The sequence below is a fragment of the Glaesserella parasuis genome (assembly GCF_002015085.1).
GTDB lineage: Bacteria > Pseudomonadota > Gammaproteobacteria > Enterobacterales > Pasteurellaceae > Glaesserella > Glaesserella parasuis.
In genome coordinates this window covers 67,090-82,531 of sequence record NZ_MUXW01000001.1, presented here as the reverse complement: position 1 = coordinate 82,531, position 15,442 = coordinate 67,090, and the positions used below count along the sequence as shown (strand labels likewise).

The 15,442-nt window shown below is 40.9% G+C and carries 9 protein-coding genes; 7 read left to right on the top strand and 2 right to left on the bottom strand.

Going from position 1 to position 15,442, the window contains the following annotated elements; translation table 11 throughout:
• Nucleotides 1-26: 26 nt before the first annotated feature.
• The 7 genes from envC (at nt 27) to cydC (ending at nt 11,975) form a co-directional block, all read left to right on the top strand.
• Complete coding sequence (envC, locus tag B0183_RS00350) at nt 27-1,217, top strand: murein hydrolase activator EnvC (protein WP_021112260.1); 1,191 nt, start codon at nt 27-29, stop codon at nt 1,215-1,217.
• 1 nt (nt 1,218) lies between these two features.
• Complete coding sequence (locus B0183_RS00345) at nt 1,219-2,064, top strand: divergent polysaccharide deacetylase family protein (RefSeq protein ID WP_021109424.1); 846 nt, start codon at nt 1,219-1,221, stop codon at nt 2,062-2,064.
• Between the two features lie 29 nt (nt 2,065-2,093).
• Nucleotides 2,094-3,827 (top strand): autotransporter assembly complex protein TamA, encoded by a 1,734-nt coding sequence (tamA, locus tag B0183_RS00340; protein ID WP_078208160.1) that lies wholly within the window; start codon nt 2,094-2,096, stop codon nt 3,825-3,827.
• A gap of 12 nt (nt 3,828-3,839) precedes the next feature.
• Nucleotides 3,840-7,745, top strand: a complete 3,906-nt coding sequence (gene tamB / locus B0183_RS00335; RefSeq protein WP_078208159.1) for an autotransporter assembly complex protein TamB — start codon at nt 3,840-3,842, stop codon at nt 7,743-7,745.
• 238 nt (nt 7,746-7,983) lie between these two features.
• Nucleotides 7,984-8,520: a type III toxin-antitoxin system ToxN/AbiQ family toxin gene (locus tag B0183_RS00330; protein WP_012621620.1), complete on the top strand. Its 537-nt coding sequence runs from the start codon at nt 7,984-7,986 to the stop codon at nt 8,518-8,520.
• A gap of 44 nt (nt 8,521-8,564) precedes the next feature.
• Nucleotides 8,565-10,307 carry a heme ABC transporter permease/ATP-binding protein CydD gene (cydD, locus tag B0183_RS00325; protein WP_021115843.1) on the top strand — a complete coding sequence of 581 codons (1,743 nt, stop codon included), beginning with the start codon at nt 8,565-8,567 and terminating at the stop codon, nt 10,305-10,307.
• Nucleotides 10,308-10,310: 3 nt separating this feature from the next.
• Nucleotides 10,311-11,975, top strand: a complete 1,665-nt coding sequence (gene cydC, locus B0183_RS00320) for a heme ABC transporter ATP-binding protein/permease CydC (protein WP_021116764.1) — start codon at nt 10,311-10,313, stop codon at nt 11,973-11,975.
• 122 nt (nt 11,976-12,097) lie between these two features.
• On the opposite strand, the gene mutT is transcribed toward cydC, so the two are convergent.
• Both mutT and secA read right to left on the bottom strand, forming a co-directional pair.
• Nucleotides 12,098-12,514: an 8-oxo-dGTP diphosphatase MutT gene (mutT, locus tag B0183_RS00315; RefSeq protein ID WP_005710841.1), complete on the bottom strand. Its 417-nt coding sequence runs from the start codon at nt 12,512-12,514 to the stop codon at nt 12,098-12,100.
• Between the two features lie 68 nt (nt 12,515-12,582).
• On the bottom strand, nt 12,583-15,267 hold the full coding sequence (gene secA, locus B0183_RS00310; protein WP_078208158.1) for a preprotein translocase subunit SecA: 2,685 nt from the start codon (nt 15,265-15,267) through the stop codon (nt 12,583-12,585).
• Nucleotides 15,268-15,442 lie beyond the last annotated feature (175 nt).

The window sequence follows — 15,442 nt, the reverse complement described above, 5'->3', positions numbered from 1 at the left end:
ATATTAATCTGAATTAAGGATCTCTTTTGAAATTAATTAAATATTTTGCTCTGATTGTTTTAGTGTATGCTGTTCCAACGCTGTTTACAGAAACGATGGCTGGTGATTTGTCTAAAATTCAGCAGAAAAGTCAGGCATTAAAAAACAAAATTGATGAGCAAAAGAAAAAACGTGATAGTTTGCAATCTACATTAAAAAATCAAGAAATTGAAATGGGGAAAGTCCTTAATAGTTTAAAACAAACAGAAATGACTTTGTCTGAAACAAGGGCATCGATTAAACGCACAGAACAAGAGATCAAGCGGTTAGAAAAGCAGGAAGCGGTACAAAAAGAGAAGCTTAAGGAACAATTGGATTCTGCCTATCGTTCGGGTATTCACCCTTCAGTCTTAGAGAGATTGTTATCCGAAGAAGCCAAAAATGCAGATCGAATGGGGGCTTATTATGAGCATATCAATCAAGTGAGGATTGATGCGATCTATGAGTTACGTCGCACACAAGCGGATCTTAAAGCTCGCCGAGATGAGTTAAAAGAGCAACAAAAAGGGCAACAGACGCAACTTAATAAACAGAAGAAGCAAGAAAAAGATCTTCAGAAAGTCAAAAATGAACGTGAAAGTACATTGCGTTCTATTGATAAAAGTTTAGCTCAAGATCAAGGTCATTTAGAAAATCTGAAAGCGAATGAAGAGGCGTTGCGAAATCAGTTGGTACAAGCAAGCAATGAGTCTGAACAGCAAGAAAAACAAGATATTGCGAAACTTGAACAGAAAAAGAATACGGAAGAACGTCGTAGCGCAACGGAATCTGAAAAACAGCAAGTTCGGGCAGGTAATGGCTTATCTGGGAAATATCGTATGCCTGTTTCTGGGAAAATCATCAATCGCTTTGGCTCAACACAGATGGGTGAAATTAAATGGAATGGTGTGGTAATTCAAGCAAGTGCAGGCACACCTGTAAGAGCAATAGCTGGTGGACGAGTGATTTTAGCAACTTGGTTGCAAGGTTATGGGGAAGTGGTCGTGATTGAACACGGTAAAGGCGATATGTCGTTGTATGGCTATAATCAATCAGTCAATGTGCGTAAAGGTGAGCGAGTTCAAGCAGGGCAGGTGATTGCAAGCGTTGGAAACTCTGGCGGTCAAAGTCGTTCAGCTCTCTATTTTGAAATTCGCCGTAAAGGTGTGGCGGTCAATCCTTTGAAATGGGTACAGTAAAATGAACAAATGGATAAACAAGCGGTCTATTATTTTGTTGCTTTTGCAAATTTTCGGGCTTTTTGCACCGCTTGCTTATGCGAATAAATTGGTGATCGTTATTGATGATATTGGCTATCGAATAAAAGAAGATAATGCCATTTATGCCTTACCCAAAGAGGTCAATGTTGCCATTATTCCTTCTGCACCTTATGCCACAGTCCGAGCAAATAAAGCGAAAGAACAAGGACGAGAGATCTTAATCCATTTACCTATGCAACCCAAAGTGAAACAGCCTATTGAAGCTGGGGCATTATTAGTGGGAATGGGGGAAAGCGAGGTGAGTGAGTTAATTCATCAGGCTCAACAGCAAGTGCCTTACGCCATTGCCTTGAATAATCATATGGGTAGTAAAGCGACTGCGGATAAAACGACAATGCAACACTTGATGAAAGCCTTATCACAGCAAGGGTTGGGGTTTTTAGACAGTAAAACCGCAGGGGATAGTGTGGCTTATCAAACAGCAAAAGCTTATGGGTTAAATGCATTAGAACGCCACATTTTTTTAGATAATAGTGATGTGTTTGCTGATGTACAACGGCAATTTCAACACGCCGTTCAATATGCTCGCAAACACGGTATTGCGATTATGATTGGACATCCTCGTAAGCACAGTATCGCCGTGCTTGAACTGGGGATTGCAAATTTACCTGCGGATATTCAGCTGGCGAGTTTGAGTAGTTTATGGAAAACGGAAAATGTCGAACCGGTTAAACCATTTATTATGTTGTTTGAGATTGAACCTGCTTTAACCTCTAAAGCACCTTATCGGGCAGTACCGTTATTAAGAGGGATACCTCAGGAATAGGTTTATGTTAATTTAAGTAGAATAACACGATGAAAACAAGATTATCTTTTTGTTCGTTATTAGTTTTAATTGGTATAGCGAATGCAGAGCAAACAGTGTTACTTGAAGTTGATGGGATCAAAGATAAAGATCTCTATCAAAATGTGCGTATTTACCTCTCGCAGTTAAGCAACGATGATGCGGACAGCTCAGAACGTTACCAACAGCTTGTACAAGAAACTGTCGATAAAGCCTTACGAGCAAAGGGATATTACAATACTCAATATCGCTTTGAACTAACCCCTCGTACTTCTTCTAACAAAGATCTCTTAACGCTATATGTACAATTGGATCAGCCAGTTAAATTAGATGAACGGGAAATCAAGATCACCGGACAAGCCGAGCAAGACGATGATTTTAAACGGTTATTAGCCAAAGAGGTTCCGCCAATGGGAACCGTGCTTAATCACGAAACCTACGACAACTTTAAAAGCAGTATAGAAAAACTCTCTCAAACAAACGGCTATTTTGATGGGCAGTGGTTGTATCACCGTTTAGAAGTCCATCCGAAGGAATATCTTGCCGATTGGCGATTGGGCTATGATAGTGGGAAACGTTACCGCTATGGCAAAATAGGGTTTAAAGGCAATCAAATTCGAGAGGAATATCTCACGAATATATTGCGTATTAAGTCTGGTGACTATTATTATTTGAACGATTTATCGATACTATCGAACGATTTTTCTTCAAGTAGCTGGTTTTCATCTGTTTTAGTTGAACCAAGTGTAAAGCAGCCCTCAAAAGAGGTGGATTTAGACATATTATTAATACCTAAAAAGAAAAATGATATTGAAGTAGGTATTGGCTATGCCACAGATGTCGGTCCTCGTTTGCAATTTAACTGGAAAAAACCTTGGATAAACGGGCGTGGACATAGTTTAGAGCTAAATAGCTATTTATCTAAGCCTAAACAGAGAGTGGAGTTTGGTTACAAAATGCCTGTAAAAGCACAGCCACTTCATTACTACTATCAGGTGTCAGGTGGGCTTGATCGAGAAAATCAAAACGATACCCAATTTACAGGGGCATATTCTGCTTTTCAGCGTTTCTGGAACCACGAAACAGGCTGGGCGTTTTCCTTCGGGGTTAAAACCCGTTATGATGCTTTTGAGCAGGGTAGTGATAAATTTAAGACCTTCTTGCTCTATCCAACAGCCTCTCTAAATCGCACGCGTTCTGATGGCAGACGCTTTCCTTTATGGGGGGATAGCCAGAAGGTTACGATCAATTTTGGGGATAAAGCCTTCATTTCAGAAGTGAGCTTCTACAGTTTTAAAGCCTCAACGGCGTGGGTAAGAACCTATTTTGATAATCATCGTATCGTTGCAAGAGCAGAGATAGGCTATTTAAAATCAGCGGAATTTGAACGTATTCCACCTTCCTTACGTTATTTTGCAGGGGGGGATATGAGCGTAAGAGGTTTTGGTTACAAAAAGATTTCCCCTAAAAATAACCAAGGTAAACTAATAGGGGGATCGCATTTAGCAACAGGTTCTGTTGAGTATCAGTACCAAGTGTACCCAGATTGGTGGGCAGCGACCTTTTACGATACGGGCTTATCCGATAAAAAATTCAGTGGCAAAGCCCTACATTCAGGGGCAGGAATTGGTGTACGTTGGGCTTCGCCTATCGGGGCAGTTAAATTTGACCTAGCAATGCCAGTACGATCGCCAGATAATAAAAAAGGGCTACAATTCTACATTGGCTTAGGCACAGAACTTTAGTGAGATAATGTTATGGAAAAAGAGCAATCTTTAGCACAATCACCCAATGATACAGCAGTAAAACCCCACAACACAAAATGGCGTTGGTTATGGCGTGGTTTATGTGTGCTACTGATTTTGCTTTTATTGCCTTTAGCTTTTCTTGCAACAGGAATGGGGCAAAGAACCGCTTTAACCCTTGCAGATAAATGGTTAGATCCGCTTTCGATTGGCAAAGTGGAGGGAAGCCTACAAAATGGCTTAACGCTTACGGATACTGCGTATCAGCTCAACGGGGTCAATGTTCGAGTTGGACAAGCGGAATTACATTTAGATTTCAGTTGCTTATTGACATATTCAGCCTGTGTGGAAAAGATTGCAATCAAAGACACGCAAGTGGCGGTTGATACCAGCAAACTTCCCCCGTCCACTCCAAATACACAAACAAGCGGTGAGTTTAATCTTCCAATTGGCGTATCGTTAAAACAGATAAGCATAGACAATGTGAAGGTTCAAGTTGATGAACTTAATATTGGCTTACAGCATTTCCAATCGGGCATTCAAGGAAAAGGGAAGAGCCTTTCATTATCCCCAACTCAATTACAAGGTTTAACCGTTTCCCTTGCACCGCAACAAACCACGGAAAAGCCTCAAAAAGTCGCTGACTCACCCTCTCAGCCAATAGATTGGGAAGCCTTAAAACAACAACTTGCACAACCGATCTTAACCAAATTAGATCCTATTCAATTACCTGTTAATCTCTCTGTGCCGGAATTTCAAGCAAAACAATTGCAGTTGAGCCAGAAAGTTAAGACCGCTAAAGGTATAAGCGAAAAATCGCTATTAAAAATCAGTTTGCTTGAGTTACAAGCGAAATCTGACGAACAATCGGTGGAATTGCAAAAACTCAACCTGCAAAGCGACAAAGGCACCATTTCAGGAATTGGCAAACTCACCTTGTCAGGTAATTATCCTTTAGATTGGAAGCTCAATGCCCAAATTCCACATTTAAAAGAGCTTGCAATCCCGACAAGTCAGGCAGAGCTTATTTTGTCTGGGGAACTCTTTGGCATCGCAAAATTAGATCTCAAAACAAGCGGTGCTTTCAAGGCAAATATACACGGCACTGTGCAATTTTCGGAGCCTAAAACACCGCTTGATCTCAGCATTAAAAGCCCAAAATTCAGCTATCCTTTTATCTCAGGGAAAGGTAAAGATCCGCTTGTCTTTGAAAAAATCGACCTCGCTTTAAAAGGCGATCTACTCAATTACTACTTAAACGGTAGCTTATCCGCCAAAGGTATGAACATTCCCCCAGCAGATTTAAGCCTAAAAGGGCAGGGGGAATTAACCTATTTTGCAGTCAATGAAGCATTGCTCAACGCACTACAAGGGCAAACCAAATTCAGTGGCAAAGTCGATTGGACAAACGGCTTAGAATGGCAATCCAACCTTGCCTTACAGAATGTCAATACTAAATCCATTTTTCCTGAATGGGTTGCGTTACTATCGGGGGAATTTCGTTCTCAAGGCTTTGTTGGGCGAGGTGAAACAGGCAATGAATGGGCGGTTGTACTAGACAATGTGGATTTGCACGGCAACTTACAGCAAAAGCATTTACAGTTAAAAGGCACCTTGACAGCAGATCATAACACCTTACTCAATATCCCTGAAGCAAGTTTAATTTATGGCGAAAACCGCATTGTAATGCAAGGTGTTTTAGGCGAAAAATCTGATTTCAATGCCACCATTAAAGCCCCGAATTTACAAGGTTTAATCCCACACTTAAAAGCCAATATCAACGGACAAATTAAGCTACAGGGAAATATCAATGAACCTAGTTTAGATCTCGATCTTATCGCTAATAATGTAGCCTATGATCAATTTCAGCTACAACATCTCAATGCCAAAGGGAAAGTAAGAACCGCACAACAAGTGCAAGGTGATCTCGAAATAGGCTTGCGTCAATTAACTTACGGCGAAATAACGCTAGAGAACGCTAATCTTACAGCAAATGGTAGTGAAGCAAATCATAGCCTGAAACTGACCGCTAAAGGAAAGCCTGTGGGTATCCAGCTTCAGTTAGCAGGGAAGTTTGATCGTAGCAAACAACAATGGCAAGGTGAACTAAGTAATCTCAATATCCATACCCCTGTTGGCGAATGGAAAAATGATAAAAATCTACAAGTTAGCTATCACAATCAAGAACTTAAAGCAGATGTTTCCGCACATTGTTGGCGAAATCCAAAAGCAACGCTCTGCTTGCCACAAACATTTAGTGCAGGTAAAGAGGGGAAAGTGCCGTTTGAAATCAAACAATTTAACCTTGAAATGCTACAAGAATACTTGCCGAAAGAGAGTATATTGACGGGTATCATCAATGCCAAAGGCGACGTAGCTTGGTTTAGCCAAAAATCGCCAGAAGTTAATGTAGAGCTACTTTCAAATAGCCTTAAATTTACACAAAAACTGAACGGACGCAGTTTCCCTCTGTCCCTTTCATCATTGAAATTAAATGGCAAAATCGCAGAAAACAATTTGAGCTTGGATAGCGATATTCGCATAGAAAATAACGGGCGTTTAACCAGCAAGCTACTGATGAAAGAACTTACCAAACAGCGAGGACTGTCTGGCAACATCAATATAGATCAGCTAAATTTACGTTTAATCGAACCGCTACTTAGCACAGATGAAAAAGTTAATGGGGATATTAACGCTCGTTTAACACTGGGTGGAACAGCTCTATCTCCACAACTGTTAGGCAATTTAAACTTAACAGGGCTACAAGTGCATTCTAAATCAATGCCATTTGATGTAACAGGTGGAATGCTTGCCTTAAACTTTAAAGGTGCAAGTTCAACCTTAAAAGGCAATATTCAAACGAAAGAAAGCCAACTATTACTTGAAGGCGATGCAAATTGGCAAAAACTAGAGGCTTGGCATACACGAATAAAAGCACAGGCCAACCGCCTCCGTGTTGATATTCCTAATATCGCCAAAGTTGATCTCAGCCCACATATTGAAATAAAAGCTACGCCAAAAGAGTTAATCCTTGGCGGAAATATTGATATTCCTTGGGCAAGAATTGCCGTAGAAGAACTACCTGAAAGTGCTGTTACCATCAGTAGCGACGAAGTGATTATGGACGGATCAGCAAAAAACAAGAACAAAGCTACCGCTTTACTAAACAAGAACTTGCCTCAAAATAACAACGGAATGGCAATCAAAGCTGATGTCGCTATTAACATTGGTAACGACGTAAAATTAGATGCCTATGGTCTTAAAACAGATCTAAACGGCATTATCAAAGTCCAACAAGGAAATCGAGGATTAGGTTTATATGGACAAGTCCATTTAAAAAACGGCACCTTTGCCTCATTTGGGCAAGATCTCGTTATCCGCAAAGGGCTTATATCCTTTACTGGATTGCCTTCCCAACCAACCCTAGACATTGAAGCGATCCGCAACCCAGAAGCAATGGAAGATGCCAATGTAACTGCAGGGGTTAAAGTCACGGGAATTGCTGATGCCCCCGAAGTCAAAATCTTCTCAACCCCGTCAATGTCACAGGATCAGGCATTATCCTACATTTTAACTGGACGAGGATTAGACGGTGGTAGCGATGCAGGTTCAAGCAATTCCGTTGCTGCCGCCTTAATTGGAATGAGTTTATCAAAAAGCAGTAAAACCGTTGGCACCGTCGGCAGTGCCTTTGGTATCAACGATCTCAATGTCACTACCGCAGGGATTGGCGACAACACAAAAGTCGTCGTCAGTGGTAGTTTAACACCGAAATTCAAAGTAAAATATGGCGTAGGACTTTTCGCCCCTCTTACCGAATTAACCTTACGCTACCGCCTTGCCCCAAGTCTCTATTTGCAATGGGTGTCAAGTATCAATCAAGCGGTAGATTTGATGTATCGGTATGAATTTGATTAGTTTTTAATGGAAATTAGCACGCCAAATAAAGATTGACTTTTATATAGAAAATTTATACCATCAAAGGCGATAGGATTAATATCCTGATTTGGTGAACGCTACCATTAAAGTGCGATGTATATGTGGTGAACGCTACCATTAAAGTGCGATGTATATGTGGTGAACGCTACCATTAAAGTGCGATATAAAACAAAAAGGCACGGTAAGTGCCTTTTTGTGTTTATAAAGGAATATCAATATGAAACAAGAACTTCAACTCAAATTGTGCAGAATTAATCCTGAATATACAAAATTTTTACACTCTATTGATACTCGTATTTCTCCCGAAAAAGAATTGGATAAAAATAAAAGGCGTATTTTTGTTGGCGTTGTATTAACAATTAACCATATTTCTTATTTTGCTCCATTATCATCAGCCCCCAATACTAAAAATAATAAGAAACCATTTGATAAGCGTTTTGTTATTAAAATTACAACGGGTTTCGATAATAAAAAAACTATTGCGGGTATTAAACTAAACAATATGTTTCCTGTTTTAGATACTGTTATTGAAGACATAGATCTTACTAAAGAATTTGAAGAAGAGCATAAATATGCTTCATTGTTGATGAAAGAAATGCTTTTTATCAATAACCCAATAAATCAAAGAAAAATAAAGGAGAAAGCAACTAAAGTTTATTCAAAAGCAATTAATAAAAAAGATAACTTTGAACAATATTGTTGTAATTTTAAATTGCTTGAAGAATATTATCAGGGTTTTGAAAAATCTCAGTAATTTAATTGAAATTTCATCATTTACGCACATATAAGTGGACACTCGTGGAAAAACAACGTCAAAAACAATTACAAAAATGGCTACGCCAACAGCAAAAAATTGTAAAAAAGTGGCTTTATTTAAATGTCTTATTCGGCTCATTCAGTGCAATGTTATTAATCGCACAAATGGGTTTACTTGCCACAATGTTACATCAGATGATTGTCGAGCATCGTTCACCGACAGAATTTCTGTCACAACTTGGATTATTACTGGCTTGCTTTGCAGGCAGAGCGATATTGCTTTGGTTAAGAGAACGGACAGGTTTTAAAGCTGGGCAAATGTTGCGTGTTCATTTGCGTGAGCAAGTAATGGCTAAGTTGTCTCAAATCGGTCCAATGTCGATCCAACAACGCCCTGCAGGAAGCTGGGCAACGTTAATGTTAGAACAAGTAGAAAATATCCATAATTTCTACGCTCGCTACTTGCCACAGCAATATCTATCCTTCATCGTACCGCTTGCTATTTTGGCGGCTGTTTTTCCGTTGAACTGGGCGGCTGGCTTAATTCTATTTGCTACCTTGCCTCTGTTGCCATTGTTTATGGCGTTAGCTGGTATTAAAGCTGCTGAAGCAAATCAAAGAAATATCGGTATTCTCTCTCGTTTGAGCGGACAGTTTTTAGATAGCTTAAAAGGGCTAGAAACGATCCGCTTGTTTGGGCAAGCCGACAAACAGACAGAGCAAATTTACCAACGCACCGAAGAATTTCGCCAAAGTACAATGGACGTGCTGAAAATGGCATTTCTTTCTTCTGCGGTATTAGAGTTTTTTACCGCCATTTCTATTGCGGTAATGGCGGTCTATTTCGGTTTTACCTATTTAGGTGAACTCAATTTTGGAGCTTACGATACTTCTGTTACCCTCTTTATCGGCTTTTTTTGTTTGATGTTAGCCCCCGAATTTTATCAACCATTGCGTGAATTAGGGGTTTATTATCACGATAAAGCAGCCGCAATCGGGGCGGCGGATAGCCTAGAGCATTTTTTAAGTGAAACAGTTTTAGCTCAAACCACCGGGCAAAAAAAAGTGCCAAACCAACCGCTTGAAATTCACGCTCAAGATTGTGTGATCCTCTCGCCACAAGGTAAAGCATTAACGGAACCGTTAAATTTCCAACTACAGGCTCATCAACATATTGCCTTAGTGGGGCAAAGTGGGGCAGGAAAAAGCTCACTGATGAATATGTTGCTGGGTTTCTTATCTTATCAAGGTAGCGTGAAAATTAATGGCATTGAGTTAAGAGAACTCGATATGGCTCAATGGCGTGCGACTTTGGCGTGGGTTGGACAAAATCCACAGCTAATGCGAGGCTCACTGCGAGAAAATATTCTATTAGGTAATGAACACGCCAACGAAACCGATTTAACAAATGCTCTTGCCTTGTCAAAGGCTGATGAATTTGTCTATCGTTTGGGATTAGATCGAGAAATCCAAGATAGCAACATCGGGCTTTCGGGCGGACAGGCTCAACGTATTGCCATTGCTCGAGCCTTATTACGCCGATCTCAACTGCTATTACTTGATGAACCTACCGCTAGCCTTGATATGCAATCGGAACAACAGGTGCTAAGTGCATTGAACAATCTCAGCCGAGAGCAAACCACATTGATGATTACCCATCGTATTGAAGATTTAAAAGAAGCTGATGAAATTTGGGTAATGAAACAAGGGCAAATTATCCAACGTGGAAACTTTACCGAGCTTGCCTTACAAGGTTTTTTTGCAGAATTATTAGGAAATCAATAAGCTATGCGTTCACTTTTCCCTTTTCTTGCCCTGTATAAAACTCATTTTGGGCGTTTAACATTAGGTATCATTTTGGCGATCACCAGTCTGACTGCGAGTATCGGCTTGCTCAGTTTATCGGGGTGGTTTTTAGCGGCGTCTGCTTTAGTTGGCTCAAGCCTACTTTTTAATTTCTTTTATCCATCATCAGGGGTAAGAGGACTTGCTATCGGTCGCACTATTTCTCGTTATTTTGAACGCTTAGTCACACACGATGCCACCTTTCGTGTACTGGCTAATTTACGCATTGCGGTATTTAGCAAACTCATTCCCCTTAGCCCTGCAGGATTAAATCGTTATCGCCACAGTGAGTTGCTTAACCGCCTTGTTGCAGATGTTGATACCCTTGATACACTCTATCTAAACCTACTTTCCCCTTTTATCAGTGCCATTATGGTTATTCTGTTTATGGGGATAGGTTTATCTTTTGTTTCGCCTTTATTAGCGTGGGTAATTTGTGGCAGTTTAGTTGTATTATTGCTGATTTTCCCGACACTTTTTTACCATTTAGGCAGAAAATTAGGCAAAATCGCGATACAATCCAGAGCCACCTACCGCTCACAGTTTATCGAGTGGATCCAACTTAACGGCGAATTTTTACTATTTGGTGTATTGTCAAAAGCCACAGACAGACTAAAACAGACAGAACAGCAATGGCTCAAGGCACAAAGCCACGAAAGCCAGTTAGGCGGTTTGTCAAATGCCCTCTTAATGTTTATTAACGGCATTTTAGTCACTGCCGTGATTTACTTATCAGCGGCCGCCATTAATGTACCACAGGCAGACAACCCCGAAGCTCTTATCGCCTTAGTTGTCTTTTGCGTGCTTGCTTCCCTTGAAATCTTAATGCCGATCGGAATGGCATTCTTACATCTAGGACAAGTGATTGAAGCGGCAGAACGGATCAGTGAAATTACCGCACAGCAACCGACAGTCCAATTTAATGGCACAGCTCAATGGAAACAAACCGAGGCTAACCAACCGCTTATTAGCTTTAATCAGGTAAGTTTTTCCTATTCACCAGAGCACGAGCAAGTACTCAACCATATTTCATTTGAGATAAAAAAAGGTGAACGCATTGCCATATTAGGTAAAACGGGTAGCGGAAAATCAACAATTTTCCAACTACTCACCCGCAATTACGATGCCACAAGCGGCGAGATCCTCTTAAATGGTTGCAATATCAAAGATTACCCTGAAAAAACATTACGCCAACAAATTGCCGTACTTAGCCAACGCGTCCACATTTTCAGCAATACCCTGCGTGAAAACCTACGCTTTGGCAACCCACAAGCCACAGACGAAGCTTTATCTGAAGCGCTGGCAAAAGTTAATTTAAGCTACCTTCTCGAAGAACAAGGCTTAGATTTATGGTTAGGCGAAGGCGGTCGTCCACTCTCTGGTGGCGAACAACGCCGATTAGGATTAGCACGCCTATTACTCAGCTCTGCCGATATTCTCTTACTTGATGAAGCAACGGAAGGATTAGATCGAGATACAGAGCAACAGATACTAAAACAGATTTTATCCCATACTCAAGGAAAAACCTTGCTGATGATTACCCATCGTCTAAACGGGTTGGAACAGTTTGATCGGGTTTATCGGATAGCTTCTGCGATTCTGAGGTAAGGATGTTAAAGTTATTTTGTCCTAGGTCGACATTTTGCATAGCATAGAACAATAAAATAGCGACAATGCTACTATTTCTTGTCGCTATTTTTAAGCATATAGAAAAATATCGTTAGTTTTTATTATTTTTCTAATGAGTAGCTGGCTTCAAATTTCAGCCTATTAATCAATGTATTATTTGCAGGCGGAAATTGCCCTTCTTCTAAATCTTGTTGAGCAATCCAAAATCCCTCTTGCCCTTCCCTACCAAAAGGTTCACCTACCCACTCTTCCACCAAATAGAAAAAAAACTCAATCACTTTAGTTGGATACTCGAAACTGAAATGTTCATACGGGAAAGCACTTAACACATAAATACCGATTTCTTCTTCTAATTCGCGACGTAGTGCTTCCTCAGGTGTTTCACCTTGCGACACCTTACCGCCAGGAAATTCTAGCGACTGAGCAAAATCTTGTCCTTCTAAACGTTGTGTTAAGTAAATTTGCCCAAATTCATTGCGGATAATTCCAGCTGAAACTTGAATAAGAGGTTTAGACATAATAATTCCTTGTATAAAACCAAGCGGTCAGATCTGTAAAATAATTTACTTATCTGACCGCTTGCTAATTATGCATATTTCGCTTTGCTACCGTGACAATGCTTATATTTCTTACCTGAACCACAAGGGCAAGGCTCGTTGCGTCCGATATGAAGATCGCTGAAATCCTGCTCTTCACCTTCTGCGTGGTAGTGAGATGACTCTTGTTCAGCGTGAGTTTGTCGTTCACGTTCTGCTTGTTCTACTTCTTCTTGGCTACGCACTTGGATACGGCTTAATACGCTGATCACGTTTGATTTTAAGTGGTCGAGCATATCGGTAAACATTGCAAAGGACTCTTTTTTATACTCTTGCTTCGGATCTTTTTGGGCATAACCGCGTAAGTGAATCCCTTTGCGTAAGTAGTCCATTGCAGATAAATGCTCTTTCCAAAGTTCATCAAGGTTTTGCAACATTACGCCTTTTTCAAAACTACGCATTACTTCTGCACCCACCATCGCTTCCTTCGCTTGATACTGCTCTTTAGCAATGTTGATGATACGTTCACGCAAGGTTTCTTCGTGTAAATCATCTTCTGCTTCAAGCCATTTTACAATCGGCAGTTCCATACCAAACTCTTGTTTCAAGCGGTTTTCTAATGCCGGAACGTCCCACATTTCTTCGATCGATTGTGGTGGAATATACTGGTCAATGACCGCATTAAACACATCTTCACGCACAGTGTTGATCATCACTGAAATATCGTCCGTTTCAAGTAAGTAGTTACGTTGCTCGTAAATTGCTTTACGTTGTTCGTTTGCGACATCATCGTATTGTAGAAGCTGTTTACGTCCGTCAAAGTTGTGTGCTTCTACTTTTGCTTGAGCTGAAGCAATCACTTTAGTCAGCAATTTCGATTCCATTGCTTCGCCTTCTTCAGTAAATGCTTTACGCATCATATTGAGCTTACCTTCGTTGAGATAAATACGCATTAACGCATCATCTAATGATAGGTAGAAACGTGATGAACCTGGGTCACCTTGACGGCCTGAACGACCACGCAACTGGTTGTCGATACGGCGAGATTCGTGGCGTTCTGTACCAATAATGTGTAAACCACCCGCTTGCATTACAATGTCGTGACGCTCTTGCCATTTGGCTTTGATCTCGTCAATTTGCTCTTGGGTTGGGTTTTCTAATTTTGCAATTTCAGCTTTCCAGTTGCCACCAAGCACAATATCCGTACCACGACCAGCCATATTCGTGGCAATAGTAACAGCCCCTGGGTAACCTGCATCAGCAACGATTTCCGCTTCTTGTGCGTGGAATTTGGCATTCAATACTTTATGCGGAATACCAGCTTGTTTTAGTGCTTCTGACAGTGCTTCTGATTTTTCAATCGAAATCGTACCGACTAATACAGGCTGATTACGAGCCATACAATCCTGAATATCCTTAATCACCGCTTGGAATTTCTCTGGTTCGCTCTTAAACATTAAATCGGTTTTGTCGTCACGGATCATCGGACGGTTAGTTGGGATCACCACGGTATCTAAGCCGTAGATTTGTTGGAACTCAAAGGCTTCGGTATCCGCTGTTCCCGTCATACCGGCTAATTTTTCATACAGACGGAAGTAGTTTTGATAAGTGATAGAGGCAACAGTTTGGTTTTCGCCCTGAATGTTCACCCCTTCTTTGGCTTCAATCGCTTGGTGTAAACCATCTGACCAACGACGACCAGCCATTGTTCGACCAGTATGTTCGTCAATGATCACGATCTCGCCATCTTTCACGATATAATCAACATTCACTTCAAACAGTTTGTGGGCGCGTAATGCTGCATAAACGTGGTGTAATAAGCTAATGCGAGCTGGGTGATAAAGGCTTTCTCCTTCGTGCATTAAGCCCATTTCAGTCAAAATATTTTCGACTTTCACTTGACCACGCTCGGTCAAGTGGGCTTGTTTGCTTTTCAGATCAAGGGTGAAATCGCCGTCGCCTGTGTACTCTTCGGTATCTTCTTTATCTTGAGCAATTAAATGCGGAATGACTTTATCAATCGCTTGATAAATTTGTGTCGCATCTTCGGCTGGGCCTGAAATAATCAACGGTGTACGCGCTTCATCAATTAAAATCGAGTCCACTTCGTCCACTAGAGCATAGTGTAATGGACGTTGGAAGCGCTCTTCTTTCGAATGAGCCAAGTTATCACGCAGATAGTCAAAGCCAAGCTCGCTGTTCGTTGCATAAGTAATGTCCGCTAAATAAGCTTGACGTTTAACATCGGACGGTAGCCCAGGGATATTCACCGCAACGGTCATTCCTAAAAATTCAAATAACGGGCGGTTAGTTTCCGCATCACGACGAGCCAAGTAATCATTCACTGTCACAACGTGAACCCCTTTACCCGTTAAAGCATTTAAGTAACAAGGTAAGGTTGCAGTTAAAGTTTTACCTTCACCCGTACGCATCTCTGCAATGTTACGTTCGGTCAGCACCATACCGCCGATTAACTGTACATCAAAATGACGCATACCTAACACACGCTTACTCGCTTCACGCACAGTGGCAAAGGCTTCGTGCAATAAGCTATCTAAAGTTGCCCCTTCCGCTAAACGTTGTTTAAATTCAGCGGTTTTTGCTTGTAATTGCTCATCGGTTAATTTTTCAAATTCAGCTTCTAAACGGTTAATTTGTGCGACACGCTTGTTTAAACGGCGTAAAGTACGATCATTGCTACTGCCAAAAATAGCAGTCATTAATTTTGTAAACATATCAATTTTTTCCAAAAAAATATAAGGTAATAAGTATTAGTAACGAGTTTACGCTCCCCCTGCTTGCGGGGGGAGCTGCCGAAGGCTGAGGGGGGATTTTGCGACTAACTTGCAACTTTAGCTTCCTCTTTTGCCTTCGGCACCTTCCCCCCGTAAACAGAGGAAGGAAGATAGA

Bases quoted from the DNA above. Each gene is read 5' to 3' on its own strand.
- B0183_RS00330 (WP_012621620.1), top strand. From the start codon at position 7,984: ATGAAACAAGAACTTCAACTCAAATTGTGCAGAATTAATCCTGAATAT.
- cydC (WP_021116764.1), top strand. From the start codon at position 10,311: ATGCGTTCACTTTTCCCTTTTCTTGCCCTGTATAAAACTCATTTTGGG.
- secA (WP_078208158.1), bottom strand. From the start codon at position 15,267: ATGTTTACAAAATTAATGACTGCTATTTTTGGCAGTAGCAATGATCGT.
- tamB (WP_078208159.1), top strand. From the start codon at position 3,840: ATGGAAAAAGAGCAATCTTTAGCACAATCACCCAATGATACAGCAGTA.
- tamA (WP_078208160.1), top strand. From the start codon at position 2,094: ATGAAAACAAGATTATCTTTTTGTTCGTTATTAGTTTTAATTGGTATA.
- mutT (WP_005710841.1), bottom strand. From the start codon at position 12,514: ATGTCTAAACCTCTTATTCAAGTTTCAGCTGGAATTATCCGCAATGAA.
- B0183_RS00345 (WP_021109424.1), top strand. From the start codon at position 1,219: ATGAACAAATGGATAAACAAGCGGTCTATTATTTTGTTGCTTTTGCAA.